The following is a 13775-nucleotide window of genomic DNA, read 5'->3' on the forward strand; positions in this document are numbered from 1 at the left end:
CGATGATGCCGAGCGCCAGCAGATCGGGGGCCGTGAGCTTAAGCGCCTCGGCGGCCTCATCCGCACGCTCGGTATCCTTCCACAGGATCGACGCACAGGCCTCGGGGCTCACGACCGAATAGGCCGAGCTCGAGAGCATCAGGATGCGGTCGGCCACGGACAGCGCCAGCGCGCCACCAGAGCCGCCCTCGCCTGTCACCACCGAGACAATCGGCGTCTTAAGGCCGCTCATCTCCATGAGATTCTGGGCGATGGCCTCGCCCTGACCGCGTTCCTCGGCACCGATGCCGCAAAACGCGCCCGAAGTATCGACCAGGCACAGAACCGGTCGACCAAACTTTTCGGCCTGGCGCATCAGGCGACGCGCTTTGCGGTAGCCCTCGGGATGTGCCATACCAAAGTTGCGACGCATGCGCTCTTTGGTCGTGGTGCCGCGCTCGATGGCGATGACCGTTACGGGACGTCCGTCTTTCCAGCCAATGCCAGCCACCACAGCAGCGTCGTCGCCAAAGTAGCGGTCGCCGTGCAGCTCCACAAATCCATCCAGGCCCAGCGAGATCATCTCGCCTGCCGTGGCGCGATCTGCCGAGCGGGTCTGCTTGACAATCTCGAGCGCGGTTTTTGGTGCGGCCGAGCGCTTGAACAAGTGTCCCAGCTTTTTGCCGCGGCGACCCGTATGCACGATCTCATGCGGTGCCCCCAGGCCGGGCGCGTGCCCTTCGTGCAGCGCCAGCAGCTCGCCTACCGTGAGCGCAATCTCGCCACGCGGAACAACGGCATCGCAAAAGCCGTGCTCCAGCAAAAACTCGGAGCGCTGGAATCCCTTGGGCAGGCGCTTGTGCATGTTCTGCTCGATCACGCGCGGGCCGGCAAATGCCGTCAGGGCATCGGGCTCGGCCAGGATAATATCGCCCTCCATGGCAAAGCTCGCGGTTACGCCTCCGGTCGTGGGGTCGGTGAGCACCGTGATATACAGGCCGCCCGCCTCGCTGTGGCGCCTAACCGCCGCAGAAATCTTGGCCATCTGCATAAGCGATGTCACGCCCTCTTGCATGCGCGCACCGCCCGAAACGGTAAAGCCGACAACTGGCAATCCAAGCTCGGTCGCTCGCTCAAATGTGCGACAGATCTTCTCGCCCACCACGGAACCCATCGAGCCCATCATAAAGTTGGCGTCCATAAAGAAGAGCGCGGTATCGCAACCGCAGATTTTGCCCCTGCCGCACACAACGGCATCGTGCTCGCCCGAACGCTCGCTCACGCTCTTGAGCTTGTCGGCATAGCCGGGAAACGAGAGGAAGTCCTCCGGCGCCAGACTGGCATCCCATTCCTCAAACGTGCCCTCGTCAATCGTCATGCGCATGCGGTCGCGCCCGCTCACGCGAAAGTGTTTGCCGCAACGAGGGCAGACCTCGAGGTTGTCGTGCAGGCGCGCCTCATCGATCACGCGGCGGCACTCCGGGCACTTGATAAACACGTGGCGCGCGGGAAACTCGGCGCACGACTCGGTCATCGGTCCCTCGAGGACGTTGACCGTCTTCGCTTTTCTATTCATCAGCATAGAGATGCCCCATCAGATCGGTGTGATACATGCCCGACAAGAACTCGTCGTTTGCCAGCACGTCGAGCTGAAGCTCGCTGTTTTCGCTCACGCCCTCAATCACGAGCTCGCCCAGGGCCGAGCGCATCTTGCGAATGGCGCCGTCACGCGTGGGCGCACACACGATGAGCTTGCCAAGCATGGAGTCGTAGTACGGCGGAACTTTAGCACCGGTAAACATGGCGGAATCCCAGCGCACGCGCGGACCACCCGGCACACGCAACGCGGTGACCGTTCCGCATGACGGCAGAAAATCCGGCGTTTCGGCATTGATGCGGCACTCCATGGCGTGGTTGCGGACCGGCATGTCCTCCTGCTCAAAGGGCAGAGGCTGGCCGGCTGCCACGCGCAGCTGCCACTTGACCAAGTCGGTATCGGTCACAAACTCCGTAACCGGATGCTCCACCTGCAAGCGCGTGTTCATTTCCATAAAGTAGAAATTGCCGTCGTCCGAATACAGGAACTCGATGGTACCGGCTCCTTCGTAGCCGACGGCACGAGCCAGGTCACGCGCTGCCTTGTGCATGCGAGCACGAATGTCGTCGTGTCCGTCGAGGCACGGCGCGGGGCTCTCCTCGATTAGCTTTTGGTTGCGCCGCTGCACCGAGCACTCGCGCTCGCCGAGCGAAAACACATGGCCCTGCTTATCGGCCATAATCTGTACCTCAACGTGATGCGCCGGCGCGACGAACTTCTCCATGTAGCACTCGCCGTCGCCAAAAACGGCCTCGCCCTCGGCGCGTGCTTCAATAAAGGCCTTTGCCGCATCTTCCACGCGCTCGACCTTACGAATACCGCGACCGCCGCCGCCCGCACGCGCCTTAATAAGCACGGGGCAGCCAATGCGCTCAGCCTCGGCCGTTGCCTCCTCGGGACTTTTGAGCAAATCGCAGCCCGGCACGATGGGCACGCCCGCCGCGGCAGCCGTTCGACGTGCGGCGTCCTTGTCGCCCATGCTGTCGATCACCTTGGCCGAAGGACCAACAAACGCCAGGCCATACTTGTCGCAGTCGCGCACGAAGCTCGCCTTCTCGGAGAAAAAGCCATAGCCGGGATGAATTGCCTTAGCTCCCGACTTTACGGCACAGGTGAGCACAGCATCGTCGTTGAGGTAGCTCTCGGCAAGACGCGGACCGCCGATGCAATACGCCTCGTCGGCAAGCTGCACGTGCAGCGCGTCCGCATCGGCCGTGGAATAAACGGCGACGGTCTTGATGCCCATATCGCGGCACGCGCGGATAACACGGACCGCGACTTCGCCGCGGTTGGCGATGAGCACTTTGTCGAACATGAAGCCTTCCTTAACTTTCGTGCATGAGTGCAAAAGACATATCGGCGCGGCAGCAAACCTCACCGTTGACGCTCGCAGTACCCGTCGCAAAGCGGAACGGCCCGCGCGCACGCGTGATGGTGCACACCAGATCAACCGTGTCGCCCGGGCGCACCGGACGCTTAAAGCGCACCTTGTCCAGACTCGTGTAGAACGGCGTCGCGCCGCGCGCTTCCTCATCGCCCATCAGCAGCACGCAACAGTTTTGGGCGAGCATCTCGCACTGAATCACGCCGGGGACCACCGGGTTTCCCGGAAAATGCCCCTGCAAAAAGTACTCGTCGCCCGTAATCGTGATCTTGCCGTGGGCCTCGTCGCCCACCAGCTCGGCCTCGTCGAGCAAAAGCATCGGTTCGCGATGCGGCAACAGTTCCTTAAGCTCTTCTTTGTTCATGGATATCACCTATCCGATCCTCATAAGGCAACTGCCAAACTCCACGAGGTCGCCGTCGGCCACGCAGATCTCGAGCACCTCGCCGTCTGCCTCTGCCGTTACCTCGTTGAGAACCTTCATGGCCTCGATGATGCAGAGCGTCTCGCCGGCCTTGACCTTAGAGCCCACGTGCACAAACGGCTCGTCGCCCGGCGCCGGGGCAGCATAGAAAACGCCGACCATGGGAGCGGTCACCTCGGTGCCCTTGGGCTCCGGTGCGGCGGCAGGTGTCTGCGCGGCGGGCTCCGGTGCGGCAGGCGCGACTGTGGGAGCTGCAACTGGAGCGGCCATAGCGCTCGGCATGGGCATGGGCACGGCAACCGGCTGTGCGGCGCTCGCGCGCTCGAGTTCGACCGCGGTGCCATCGGGCTCCTCAACGCGTACGCGCGTGAGGCCGCGGTCCTCCATAACATCGGCTATCTCGGCAAGTCTTTTGGAATCCATGCTCTAGCTCCTCGTATATCTACGCAGCGCGATGGCGGCGTTGTGTCCGCCAAAGCCCAGGTTGGTCGAAAGCGCCCAGGTAAGGTCAGCGCGAACCGCGCGATTGGGCGTGTAGTCAAGATCGCAGGCGGGATCGGGCGTGTGGTAGTTAATGGTCGGCGGCACCACGCCCTGCTCGAGCGCCATGGCGCAGGCCATGACCTCGATGGCGCCCGTGGCACCGATCATGTGGCCGGTCATCGACTTAGTCGACGAGACGTGCGCGGCGCGCGCCGCGTCCTCGCCGAGCGCACGCTTAATGCCCGTCGTCTCGGACGAATCGTTGAGCTTGGTCGATGTGCCGTGGGCATTGATGTAGAGACCCTCGGAAGGCTTGACGTCGCCCTCGGTCACCGCCAGCGATATCGCGCGGGCAATGCCGGCAGCCTCGGGATCAGGACTCGTGATGTGATAGGCATCATCGGTGTTGCCGTAGCCCACGACCTCGGCATAAATGTGCGCACCGCGCGCCTGCGCATGTTCCATGCTCTCGAGTACCAGCACGCAGGCGCCCTCGCCCATCACAAAGCCGTCGCGGTCTGCATCGAACGGACGGCAGGCCGTCGCGGGATCGGGGTTGGTGGTCAATGCGCGGCAGGACGTAAAGCCCGCAACGGCATCGGGGATAATTGCAGCCTCGGCGCCGCCCGCGAGGATCGCGTCGGCATAGCCGTGCTTGATGGCGCGGAACGCCTCGCCCACCGCATGGGCCGAGGTTGCGCACGCGGTCACCACGGGCAGGGTCGGGCCCTTTGCCTTGTGGCGGATTGCGATATTGCCCGATGCCATGTTGGGGATCATCATCGCGATCATATAGGGCGATGCGCGGCGGGGCCCACGTTCGGCAATCGTATGGACGTTGTCGACGAGCGTCGTCATGCCGCCCACGCCCGAGCCCACGTAGACGCCCAGGCGCTCGCGATCGATGGCGCCTTCGACATCAAAGCCCGCATCGTGCATGGCTTCGTCCGAAGCCGCCATCGCAAACTGAACGCAGGGGTCGAGATGCTTGGCGTCACGCTTGCCAAAGTACTCGTTGCTGTCAAAGCCCTTGACCTCGGCTGCCACCTTGACGGCAAACGCATCGGTATCGAAGTGCGTGATCGGGCCGATGCCGCACGTGCCAGCACACATTGCCGCCCAGGTGGCAAGCGCGGTGTTGCCGAGCGGCGACACGGCACCGATACCGGTGATTGCAACTCTCTGTTCCATCATGGTCTCCTCATCCAAGCCGTTCTTCGGCCCTGGTTTCTACATCGCCATTCCGCCGTCGACGCGCACGACCTCACCCGTAATGTAGGCAGCCGCATCGCTCGCCAAAAAGCGCACCACGCCGGCCACCTCCTCGGGGCGCGCCATACGCTTAAGGGGAATCTGCTCCTCGGTTACCGTACGCACCTTCTCCGAGAGCTTTGCCGTCATATCCGTCTCGACAAACCCGGGGGCAACCGCGTTCACTCGTACGCCGCGGGGCGCAAGCTCGCGCGCCACCGCCTTGGTCAGGCCGATCACGCCCGCCTTGGAGGCAGCGTAGTTGGCTTGCCCAGCATTGCCCATCAGGCCCACGACCGAGCTCATGTTGACGACGCAGCCGCCGCGCTGGCGCATAAAGGTCTTGGTGAGCGCGCGCGTCGTGTTAAACGTTCCTTTAAGATTGACATCGAGCACGCGATCGAAGGCGTCATCGCCCATGCGCATGAGCAGGCCATCGCGGGTGATGCCAGCGTTGTTGACGAGCGCCCAAATGGAGCCAAAGTCGTTGAGGACCGCTTCCACGCACGCGTTGACGGCAGCGGGGTCGGCCACGTCGCATTGATATGAGCGCGCCGTGGCGCCAGCCGCCTCGCAGGCGTCGCACGTCTCGCGCGCCGCATCGACGCTGCCGGCATAGACGACGGCGATATCGTAGCCATCCTCCGCCAGACCGATAGCGCAGGCGCGGCCGATACCCCGCGAGCCGCCCGTGACCAGTGCCACGCGACGTGAGTCGTTGCGCTCGAGCGCGCCGTTGTTCAAGTTGCCCATGTCATTCCTTTCGGGTTACAGCCCTGTAGACCATGCGAGCTCGTCGGCAATAGCTGCGACCTGCTCGGCCGTCTCGCACGAATACACACGAACGTCGCTCAACGTACGCTTGATCAGGCCGGACAGCGTTTTGCCGGGGCCGACCTCAATAAATGTGTCGATGCCTTGATCCTGCAGAGCATGCAGCGTATCGACCCAGCGCACGGCATGGCTCACCTGATTGGCCAAGACATCCGATGCCGTCTGGGGGTCCGCCGGATAGGGCGCCGCTGTCATATTTGCCAAAACAGGAATGAGCAACGGGGACGGCGCGTGACCGGCCTCAATATATGCGGCAAGGCCACAGGTCGCCTCGGCCATATAGGGGCTATGAAATGCACCCGACACCGCGACCTTCATGGCGCGGCCGCCAGCCTCTTTTACTAGGACGTCGAGGGTCTGCAGCGCATCGGGCGCTCCGGCCACAACCGTCTGCTGGGGACTGTTGTAGTTGACCGGCCAGCAGTCCTCGCCGGCCTGCGCAGCTAGGTTCTCGACTTGCGCAGCATCAAGTTTGATGACGGCGCGCATGCCGCCGGGGTGACGCTCGGCCGCCGTGGCCATCAATGCCGCGCGCTCACACACGAGCTCAAAACCCGCTCGCGTATCGAATGCCCCCGCAAAGGTGAGTGCAGCGACCTCGCCCAGCGAGAATCCCGCACAGGCGGCAGGCACCACGCCGCGCTCGCGCAGGGCGACGGCGACAGCCAAGTCGTGCACGAACACGCAAGGCTGCGTGTTCTCGGTCTGCGAGAGCTCCTCCTTGGAGGCGCTCCGGCACTGCTCGCTCGTCCCCGGGCGCACCTCATCGGCAATGGCGAACACCTCGGCGGCCGCCGGCGATGTCTCGATCAAGTCGACGCCCATCGCGGGGTGCTGGGCACCCTGGCCGGCAAACAAAAACGCTACGCCACCCATGCGCACGCACCCTTCAGGACGTGCTCGGCGCCGGCGACCAGGTCGTCAACGATTTCGCGTGCGCTCTGGCGCTCGTTGACCATGCCGGCAATCTGTCCACACAAAAACGAACCCTCTTCGTAGTTGCCGTCCTTGGCGGCCTTACGCAGCGCACCGGTTCCCATAGCACCGAGCTCCTCGGCACTCGCGCCGAAACCCTCGCTCTTGGCATAGGCGTTGGTGAAGGGGCTCTTGAGGGCGCGCACTGGATGTCCCGTCGAGCGACCGGTCGCACGCGTTGAAGTGTCGTTGGCCTTCAGGACCATCTCTTTGTACTGCTCCGAGACGGTGCACTCGTCTGCGACCAGAAAGCGCGTACCCACTTGCACGCCTTCGGCGCCCAGCATAAAGGCGGCCGCCACGCCGCGGCCGTCGGCAATACCGCCGGCGGCCACGACGGGAATGTCAACCGCATCGACGACCTGCGGCACCAGTGCCATCGTCGAGGTCTCGCCAATATGGCCGCCCGATTCGGTACCCTCGGCAACAACCGCCGTGGCTCCACGACGTGCCACGAGGCGCGCCAGCGCCACCGAGGCAACGACCGGGATGACCTTGATGCCCGCCTCGTTCCACGCCTTCATGTACTTGGCGGGATTGCCGGCGCCCGTCACGACGACCGGCACTCGCTCGTCAATCACGACCTGTGCAACCTCGTCGGCAAACGGGCTCATGAGCATGACGTTCACGCCAAAGGGCTTATCCGTCTTGGCGCGCAGCTCATGAATCTGGTCGCGAAGCCAGTTGGCGTCGGCGTTCATGGCCGCGATGATGCCTAAGCCACCCGCCTCGGACACTGCGGACGCCAGCGAGGCATCGGCAATCCAGGCCATACCGCCCTGGAACACGGGCTTTTCGATGCCGAGCAGATCGCAGAGAGGAGTCTTGAGCATCTCTACTTCTCCAATGCCGCCTCGACCGTATCGGCGAACTCGCCGACCGTCTTGGGGTTCTCCTCGGTATCGAGCTGGATGCCAAACTCGTCCTCGACGGCAACGAGGATCTCGACGGTGCCCAGGCTGTCGAGACCAATCTCCTCGAGCGTGGACTCGGGCTTCATCTCGACATCGTCAAGACCGGCGGTCTCGCGGATAACGTCGCAAACGCGCTCGAAGGTCTTCTGATCTGCCATGGTAGTTCTCCTTTGGTTGTGCCCTAGGGCGTTTTTATTTCCTATGTGCGACTACTTCCAACGAAGCAGATAGCCACCTATATCCAGACCGGCGCCAAATCCAACCAAGGCGATGGTGTCGCCTGTGTGAAGTGCACCGGCGTTTGCCAGCCGGTCGAGGGCAAGCGGAATGCATGCGCTCGAAATGTTGCCGGTCTCGCGCAACGTGCGAACCACGCGCTCGTCCGGCACGCCCAGGCGCTTGACCGCCTGGCTCAGGATTCGTTCGTTAGCCTGATGGAATACAAAATGATCGATGTCTTCGACCAAAATGCCCGCATCGATCGCAAGCTTATGGACCGTGTCGCAGATGGCGTTGACGCCGAACTTGAACACGCGGCGGCCATTCATGGACAGCACGCTCGCGCTATCTGCGGAAGCCTTAAACGGCGAGGTACCGACCAGACCGGGAACGCGCAACGTCTCGACGTCGGGCGCCGTCGAAAGCTCAACGGCAAGGGGACTGTCTCCCCCAGCCTCAATCACTGCGACGCCTGCCCCATCGCCAAAGAGCACGCAGGTGGCACGGTCGGTCCAGTCGAGCGCGCGCGTCATCTGCTCGGCAGCAACGACAAGCACGCGCTCGGCGCGACCGCGGGCGATATAGCCCTCGGCGACATCGAGCGCAAATACGAAGCCGGCACAAGCCGCCGAGACATCGAAGGCAGGGCACGTCGCGCCTAGTCGCTCAGCAACGGCACACGCCTCAGCGGGAACAAGGTGGTCACCCGTCGTCGTCGAGCAGACGATCAGATCCAGCTGGCTCGCGTCGATTCCGGACACCTGGAGTGCCCGCTCACTCGCCGCTACGGCAAGGTCGTCAAGTGACTCGGTGGTGCAGACGTGGCGGCTCTTGATACCCGTGCGGGTAAAAATCCACTCATCCGAGGTATCGAGGAACTCAGACAGCTCGTCATTGGAAACACTGCGTTCAGGAAGCGCCGAGCCTGTTCCAAGAATCGTGAAACCCATCACTAACCTCCTTTGAGTTGTTGACGTGTTTACATCGACCAAGAGAGGATAACGCATTTCAGTCTTTGTTGACGTGTTAACATTAAATTGTCCAAATGCGACAAAGGCTTCACATTGTGTCTATCTCTCGACACCATTGCGTCATTCACTTATTCAATAAGGAGGTAGCAGCCGCTATGGATGCCCAATTAACGATTGTCGACGTAACCGGATCGACCAACGATGACCTGCTCGAGGCAGGAAAACAGGGTGCGCCGCACGGCACAGGACTTGCCGCCCGCGCGCAAACGGCAGGACGCGGCCGGCGCGGCCACAAGTGGGATTCAACCGCCGGCAACCTATTGCTTTCGATTGTCCTGCGTCCATGCGTTAATCCCGCAAAGTACTCTGGTCTTGCCGCCGTCAGCGGCCTAGCGGTGCTCGAAGCACTCGAAAAGCAGGGTCTTGCAATCGAGATTGGCCTCAAATGGCCCAACGACCTGGTCGCGCGAGGACGCAAGCTCGGCGGCATTCTGGTCGAGGCCGCACGCGATAACGAAGGCAAACCTTTCGCCGTCTGCGGCATTGGTGTCAACGTAAACTACACGCCCCAAGAGGTGCCCGATGGCGGCCTGGCGGCAATTGGCCTCTCGGACCTCAACGAGAGCGTTCCCGCCGTCGACATGCTCCTCGATGAGGTCTATCACGCAGTTATAGACGCTGTAGATACCTGGGCAGAGCGCCTCAACGCCATGGAAGAAAACGCCGGTCCGCTCGCGCCCGTCCACGACGAATATATCGCTCACCTCAATTGGATCGGGAAGCACGTTATCGCCCGCTCCCCCGCTGGAGACGAGCTGGCACGAGGCATATTTAGAACGGTCGACGATTGCGGCCGCGCATGCATTGAGACCGAGAGCGGCTTGTGCGTCTTCCACTTCGAAGAAGCATCCTTGCGCCCCCTGAGCGAATAGGGCGCCGCAGCCGCCGGCTCGGCAGACGAATTCGCTATCCCAAAATCTAAACTCAAAACAAAAGGGCCCCGCTACCGTAACGGCAGCGGGGCCCTTTAAGCTATGAGCGATATCGCTTAGAGCTTGATGTCGATGTCGACGCCAGCGGGGAGGTCGAGACGCATGAGCGAATCAACGGTGCCCGAGGTGGGGTCGAGGATGTCGATGAGGCGCTTGTGGGTGCGCATCTCGAACTGCTCACGGGAGTCCTTGTTCACGTGCGGCGAGCGGATAACCGTGTACAGGTTGCGCTCGGTGGGCAGGGGGACAGGACCGGAAACGCGAGCGCCGGTCTTCTGAGCGGTCTCGACGATGAGCTTCGCGGACTGATCGACGACCTCGTGATCATAGCCCTTGAGGCGAATGCGGATCTTCTGGGTAGCCAACTTAAACCTCCAAAGAGTGCGAGAGATGTTCTCGCAGGATTACGTAACAGGGAGCTCGAACTTAGGCGTTCTTGCTCATGACCTCGTCCACGATGGACTTGGGCGCAGGCTCATAAGAGTCGAACTGCATCGTGTAGGATGCACGGCCCTGGGTCTGGGAGCGAAGGTCGGTAGCGTAACCGAACATCTCGCCCAGCGGCACCTTGGCACGGATGAGCTTGCTGTTCTTGCGATCCTCCATACCCTCGATCTTGCCGCGGCGACCGGAGAGGTTGCCCATAACGTCGCCCATGTACTGCTCGGGGGTCTCGACCTCGACAGCCATGATCGGCTCGAGCAGCTGCGGATCGGACTTCTTGAGGGCGTCCTTGATAGCCATGGAACCGGCGATCTTGAAGGCGGCCTCGGAGGAGTCGACCTCGTGGTAAGAACCGTCGAACAGGGTGACCTTAACGTCGAGGACCGGGAAGCCGGCGATAACACCGGTGTTCAGGGCCTCCTGGATGCCCTTGTCGATGGACGGGATGTACTCCTTGGGCACGACGCCGCCGACGATAGCGTTGACGAACTCGTAGCCGAAGCCCTCCTCCATCTTCTCGAGCTTGATGACGGCGTGGCCGTACTGACCGCGACCGCCGGACTGGCGGACGAACTTGCCCTCAGCCTTCTCGACGTCGTGACCAGCGGTCTCGCGGTAGGCAACCTGGGGCTTACCAACGTTAGCGTCAACCTTGAACTCGCGGAGCAGACGGTCGACGATGATCTCGAGGTGCAGCTCGCCCATGCCGGCGATGATGGTCTGGCCGGTCTCGTGGTTGGTGGACACCTGGAAGGTCGGGTCCTCCTCGGCGAGCTTGGTCAGAGCCAGGGACATCTTGTCCTGCTCGGCCTTGGTCTTGGGCTCGATGGCAACGTCGATAACGGGCTTAGCGAACTCGATCTTCTCGAGGACGATCTCCTTGCCCTCGGCGCACAGGGTGTCACCGGTGGTGGAGTTCTTGAAGCCGACGCAAGCGACGATGTCGCCGGCGGCAGCGTCGTCACGGTCGATACGCTCGGCGGCGTTCATCTCGAGGATGCGGCCGAGACGCTCGCGCTGACCGTTGGAAGCGTTGACCACGTAGGAGCCGGACTCAGCGCGGCCGGAGTAAACGCGGACATAGGTGAGCTTACCGACGAACGGGTCGGTCATGATCTTAAAGACCAGGCCGGAGAAGGGCTCGTCGAAGGAAGGATGACGCTGAATCTCCTCGCCGGTGTCCGGATCGGTACCGGTGACGGCCTCGACGTCGAGCGGGCTGGGCAGGTAGTCGACGACAGCGTCGAGCAGCTCCTGAACGCCCTTGTTCTTGTAGGCGGAGCCCACGAAGACGAGGTTGAGCTCGTTGGCCAGAACACCCTTGCGCAGAGCAGCCTTGAGCTCCTCGACGGTGAAGTCCTCCTCCATGAGGATCTTCTCCATGAGCTCGTCGTCAAAGCTGGCAGCAGCGTCGAGGAGCTCCTCGCGCTTGGTGGCAGCGATGTCGGCAAACTCAGCCGGGATCTCGTCCATCGGCTCGGGGTAGGTCATACCCTTCTCGTCGGCCTTGAAGTCCCATGCAGTCATGGTGACCAGGTCGATGACGCCCCAGAAGTTGTCCTCGGCGCCCATCGGGACCTGAGCGGCCACGGCGTTGGCGTCGAGACGATCCTTCATGGTCTCGATAGCGTTGAAGAAGTCAGCGCCCACGCGGTCATACTTGTTGATGAAGGCGATGCGGGGGACGTTGAAGGTAGAAGCCTGACGCCAAACGGTCTCAGACTGGGGCTGAACGCCGGCAACAGCGTCGAAGACGGCGACAGCGCCATCGAGGACGCGCAGGCAGCGCTCGACCTCGGCGGTGAAGTCAACGTGGCCCGGGGTGTCGATGATCTGGATGCGGTAGTCCTTACCGTCCTTGTTCCAGAAGCAGGTGGTAGCAGCGGAGGTAATGGTTACGCCGCGCTCCTGCTCCTGAACCATCCAGTCCATGGTGGCAGCGCCCTCATGGACCTCACCGATCTTGTGGGTCTTACCGGTGTAGTAAAGAATACGCTCGGTCGTGGTGGTCTTACCGGCATCGATGTGAGCCATGATGCCGATGTTACGGGTATCGGAAAGCTTGTACTTAGGCTTAGCCATGTTAGTTCCTTACCTTAACTTACCAACGATAGTGAGAGAACGCGCGGTTGGCCTCGGCCATCTTGAAGACGTCCTCACGCTTCTTGACGGAAGCGCCCAGGCCGTTGGAAGCGTCGAGGATCTCGTTGGCGAGACGCTCGGCCATGGTCTTCTCCTTGCGAGCGCGGGAGAAGTTGACGATCCAGCGGATGCCCAGAGCGGTGGAACGACGGGAGTTGACCTCCATCGGGACCTGATAGGTAGCGCCACCGACACGCTTGGGCTTAACCTCGAGCGTGGGCTTGACGTTGTCCATAGCCTTCTTGAAGGTAGCGAGAGCGTCGCCACCCTCGGACTTCTCGGCAACGATCTCGAAAGCGGTGTAAACGATGCGCTCAGCGGTGGCCTTCTTGCCGTCAAGAAGGACCTTGTTGATGAGCTGAGTCACCAGGCGGTTGTTGTAAACGGCGTCAGGCTGAACCTCACGACGATTAGCTGCTGCACGACGCGGCATGTGAAATCTCCTTAAGTGTCTACCGTGCGGCCCTTAGGCGGCACACGGCGAAAGTATCAAAACGTTATCTGGCTTATTTAGCCTTGGGGCGCTTAGCACCGTACTTGGAACGGGCCTGCATACGGTTCTGGACCGGAGCAGCGTCGTAGGCGCCACGGATGACGTGATAACGGACACCAGGGAGGTCACGGACACGACCGCCGCGGACGAGCACGATGGAGTGCTCCTGCAGGTTGTGGCCCTCACCCGGGATGTAAGCAGTAACTTCGATGCCGTTGACGAGGCGAACACGGGCAACCTTACGAAGAGCCGAGTTCGGCTTCTTGGGGCTCGTGGTGAAGACGCGGGTGCACACGCCGCGCTTCTGGGAGTTGTGCTGCAGAGCAGCGTTCTTGGACTTCTTGGGCACGGAACGACGGCCCTGGCGAACCAGCTGGTTAATAGTAGGCAAAGCGTACTCCTTCTCGAATGATTCCAGCTTTCTGTAAAGTGCAACGGCTTGAATCGAGGGGTCAGCATCCCCCTACGAAACACGCAGTTCGATAGGATACGTGGCGTTAGCTGTGCCGTCAACAGACCACGCCGCCGGGCGTATCCCAAAATAGCCATATTTCCGCAAAGCCTACACAAAAGGAACCCCCTCCTGTGCGCGGGGGCGGATTCCCGGTCCGGGCGGCCCGCTGTTTAAGTTTGTCGCGAGTTCCGCACGCAAAGGAAAGCACTTAATGTGCTT

Annotated in this window: 15 protein-coding genes; 1 reads left to right on the forward strand and 14 read right to left on the reverse strand. The window is 62.0% G+C overall.

Annotated elements, in window-relative coordinates:
• The 10 genes from accD to AB5758_RS03905 form a co-directional block, all read right to left on the reverse strand.
• Positions 1-1555: acetyl-CoA carboxylase, carboxyltransferase subunit beta (accD, locus tag AB5758_RS03860; protein ID WP_368155384.1), on the reverse strand; the 1555-nt coding region annotated here is incomplete at its 3' end.
• Complete coding sequence (locus AB5758_RS03865; protein ID WP_006235026.1) at positions 1548-2891, reverse strand: acetyl-CoA carboxylase biotin carboxylase subunit; 1344 nt, start codon at positions 2889-2891, stop codon at positions 1548-1550. The genes accD and AB5758_RS03865, both read right to left, overlap by 8 nt.
• A 10-nt stretch (positions 2892-2901) precedes the next feature.
• On the reverse strand, positions 2902-3324 hold the full coding sequence (gene fabZ / locus AB5758_RS03870; RefSeq protein WP_117563763.1) for a 3-hydroxyacyl-ACP dehydratase FabZ: 423 nt from the start codon (positions 3322-3324) through the stop codon (positions 2902-2904).
• Between the two features lie 9 nt (positions 3325-3333).
• Entirely contained in the window at positions 3334-3807 is a 474-nt protein-coding gene (gene accB / locus AB5758_RS03875; RefSeq protein WP_022094191.1) for an acetyl-CoA carboxylase biotin carboxyl carrier protein, read from the reverse strand.
• A gap of 3 nt (positions 3808-3810) precedes the next feature.
• Positions 3811-5058 (reverse strand): beta-ketoacyl-ACP synthase II, encoded by a 1248-nt coding sequence (gene fabF, locus AB5758_RS03880; RefSeq protein ID WP_138374775.1) that lies wholly within the window; start codon positions 5056-5058, stop codon positions 3811-3813.
• 39 nt (positions 5059-5097) lie between these two features.
• Positions 5098-5871, reverse strand: coding sequence for a 3-oxoacyl-[acyl-carrier-protein] reductase (fabG, locus tag AB5758_RS03885; RefSeq protein ID WP_138374774.1), 774 nt, complete (start codon positions 5869-5871; stop codon positions 5098-5100).
• A gap of 15 nt (positions 5872-5886) precedes the next feature.
• Positions 5887-6828, reverse strand: a complete 942-nt coding sequence (locus AB5758_RS03890; RefSeq protein WP_138374773.1) for an ACP S-malonyltransferase — start codon at positions 6826-6828, stop codon at positions 5887-5889.
• A complete protein-coding gene (fabK, locus tag AB5758_RS03895; RefSeq protein WP_138374772.1) occupies positions 6816-7760 on the reverse strand; it encodes an enoyl-[acyl-carrier-protein] reductase FabK in 945 nt (314 codons plus the stop codon). The genes AB5758_RS03890 and fabK overlap by 13 nt, the downstream gene beginning before the upstream one ends.
• Positions 7761-7762: 2 nt before the next feature.
• Positions 7763-7999: an acyl carrier protein gene (locus AB5758_RS03900; protein WP_006235019.1), complete on the reverse strand. Its 237-nt coding sequence runs from the start codon at positions 7997-7999 to the stop codon at positions 7763-7765.
• A gap of 51 nt (positions 8000-8050) precedes the next feature.
• A complete protein-coding gene (locus tag AB5758_RS03905) occupies positions 8051-9010 on the reverse strand; it encodes a 3-oxoacyl-ACP synthase III family protein (RefSeq protein ID WP_368141908.1) in 960 nt (319 codons plus the stop codon).
• Between the two features lie 176 nt (positions 9011-9186).
• Here AB5758_RS03905 and AB5758_RS03910 point away from each other — a divergent pair, with 176 nt between their 5' ends.
• Complete coding sequence (locus AB5758_RS03910) at positions 9187-9963, forward strand: biotin--[acetyl-CoA-carboxylase] ligase (protein ID WP_368141906.1); 777 nt, start codon at positions 9187-9189, stop codon at positions 9961-9963.
• 116 nt (positions 9964-10079) lie between these two features.
• On the opposite strand, the gene rpsJ is transcribed toward AB5758_RS03910, so the two are convergent.
• From rpsJ to rpsL, 4 genes are all read right to left on the reverse strand, one after another.
• Positions 10080-10388 (reverse strand): 30S ribosomal protein S10, encoded by a 309-nt coding sequence (gene rpsJ, locus AB5758_RS03915; RefSeq protein WP_022094184.1) that lies wholly within the window; start codon positions 10386-10388, stop codon positions 10080-10082.
• Between the two features lie 61 nt (positions 10389-10449).
• Positions 10450-12549 carry an elongation factor G gene (gene fusA / locus AB5758_RS03920; RefSeq protein WP_022094183.1) on the reverse strand — a complete coding sequence of 700 codons (2100 nt, stop codon included), beginning with the start codon at positions 12547-12549 and terminating at the stop codon, positions 10450-10452.
• Between the two features lie 19 nt (positions 12550-12568).
• Entirely contained in the window at positions 12569-13042 is a 474-nt protein-coding gene (gene rpsG / locus AB5758_RS03925; protein ID WP_006235013.1) for a 30S ribosomal protein S7, read from the reverse strand.
• A 73-nt stretch (positions 13043-13115) separates the two neighbouring features.
• Positions 13116-13493: a 30S ribosomal protein S12 gene (gene rpsL, locus AB5758_RS03930; RefSeq protein ID WP_006235012.1), complete on the reverse strand. Its 378-nt coding sequence runs from the start codon at positions 13491-13493 to the stop codon at positions 13116-13118.
• Positions 13494-13775: the final 282 nt, after the last annotated feature.

The organism is Collinsella aerofaciens (assembly GCF_040926405.1).
GTDB lineage: Bacteria > Actinomycetota > Coriobacteriia > Coriobacteriales > Coriobacteriaceae > Collinsella.

Bases quoted from the DNA above. Each gene is read 5' to 3' on its own strand.
- AB5758_RS03865 (WP_006235026.1), bottom strand. From the start codon at position 2,891: ATGTTCGACAAAGTGCTCATCGCCAACCGCGGCGAAGTCGCGGTCCGT.
- fabZ (WP_117563763.1), bottom strand. From the start codon at position 3,324: ATGAACAAAGAAGAGCTTAAGGAACTGTTGCCGCATCGCGAACCGATG.
- accB (WP_022094191.1), bottom strand. From the start codon at position 3,807: ATGGATTCCAAAAGACTTGCCGAGATAGCCGATGTTATGGAGGACCGC.
- fabF (WP_138374775.1), bottom strand. From the start codon at position 5,058: ATGGAACAGAGAGTTGCAATCACCGGTATCGGTGCCGTGTCGCCGCTC.
- fabG (WP_138374774.1), bottom strand. From the start codon at position 5,871: ATGGGCAACTTGAACAACGGCGCGCTCGAGCGCAACGACTCACGTCGC.
- AB5758_RS03890 (WP_138374773.1), bottom strand. From the start codon at position 6,828: ATGGGTGGCGTAGCGTTTTTGTTTGCCGGCCAGGGTGCCCAGCACCCC.
- fabK (WP_138374772.1), bottom strand. From the start codon at position 7,760: ATGCTCAAGACTCCTCTCTGCGATCTGCTCGGCATCGAAAAGCCCGTG.
- AB5758_RS03900 (WP_006235019.1), bottom strand. From the start codon at position 7,999: ATGGCAGATCAGAAGACCTTCGAGCGCGTTTGCGACGTTATCCGCGAG.
- AB5758_RS03905 (WP_368141908.1), bottom strand. From the start codon at position 9,010: ATGGGTTTCACGATTCTTGGAACAGGCTCGGCGCTTCCTGAACGCAGT.
- AB5758_RS03910 (WP_368141906.1), top strand. From the start codon at position 9,187: ATGGATGCCCAATTAACGATTGTCGACGTAACCGGATCGACCAACGAT.
- fusA (WP_022094183.1), bottom strand. From the start codon at position 12,549: ATGGCTAAGCCTAAGTACAAGCTTTCCGATACCCGTAACATCGGCATC.
- rpsG (WP_006235013.1), bottom strand. From the start codon at position 13,042: ATGCCGCGTCGTGCAGCAGCTAATCGTCGTGAGGTTCAGCCTGACGCC.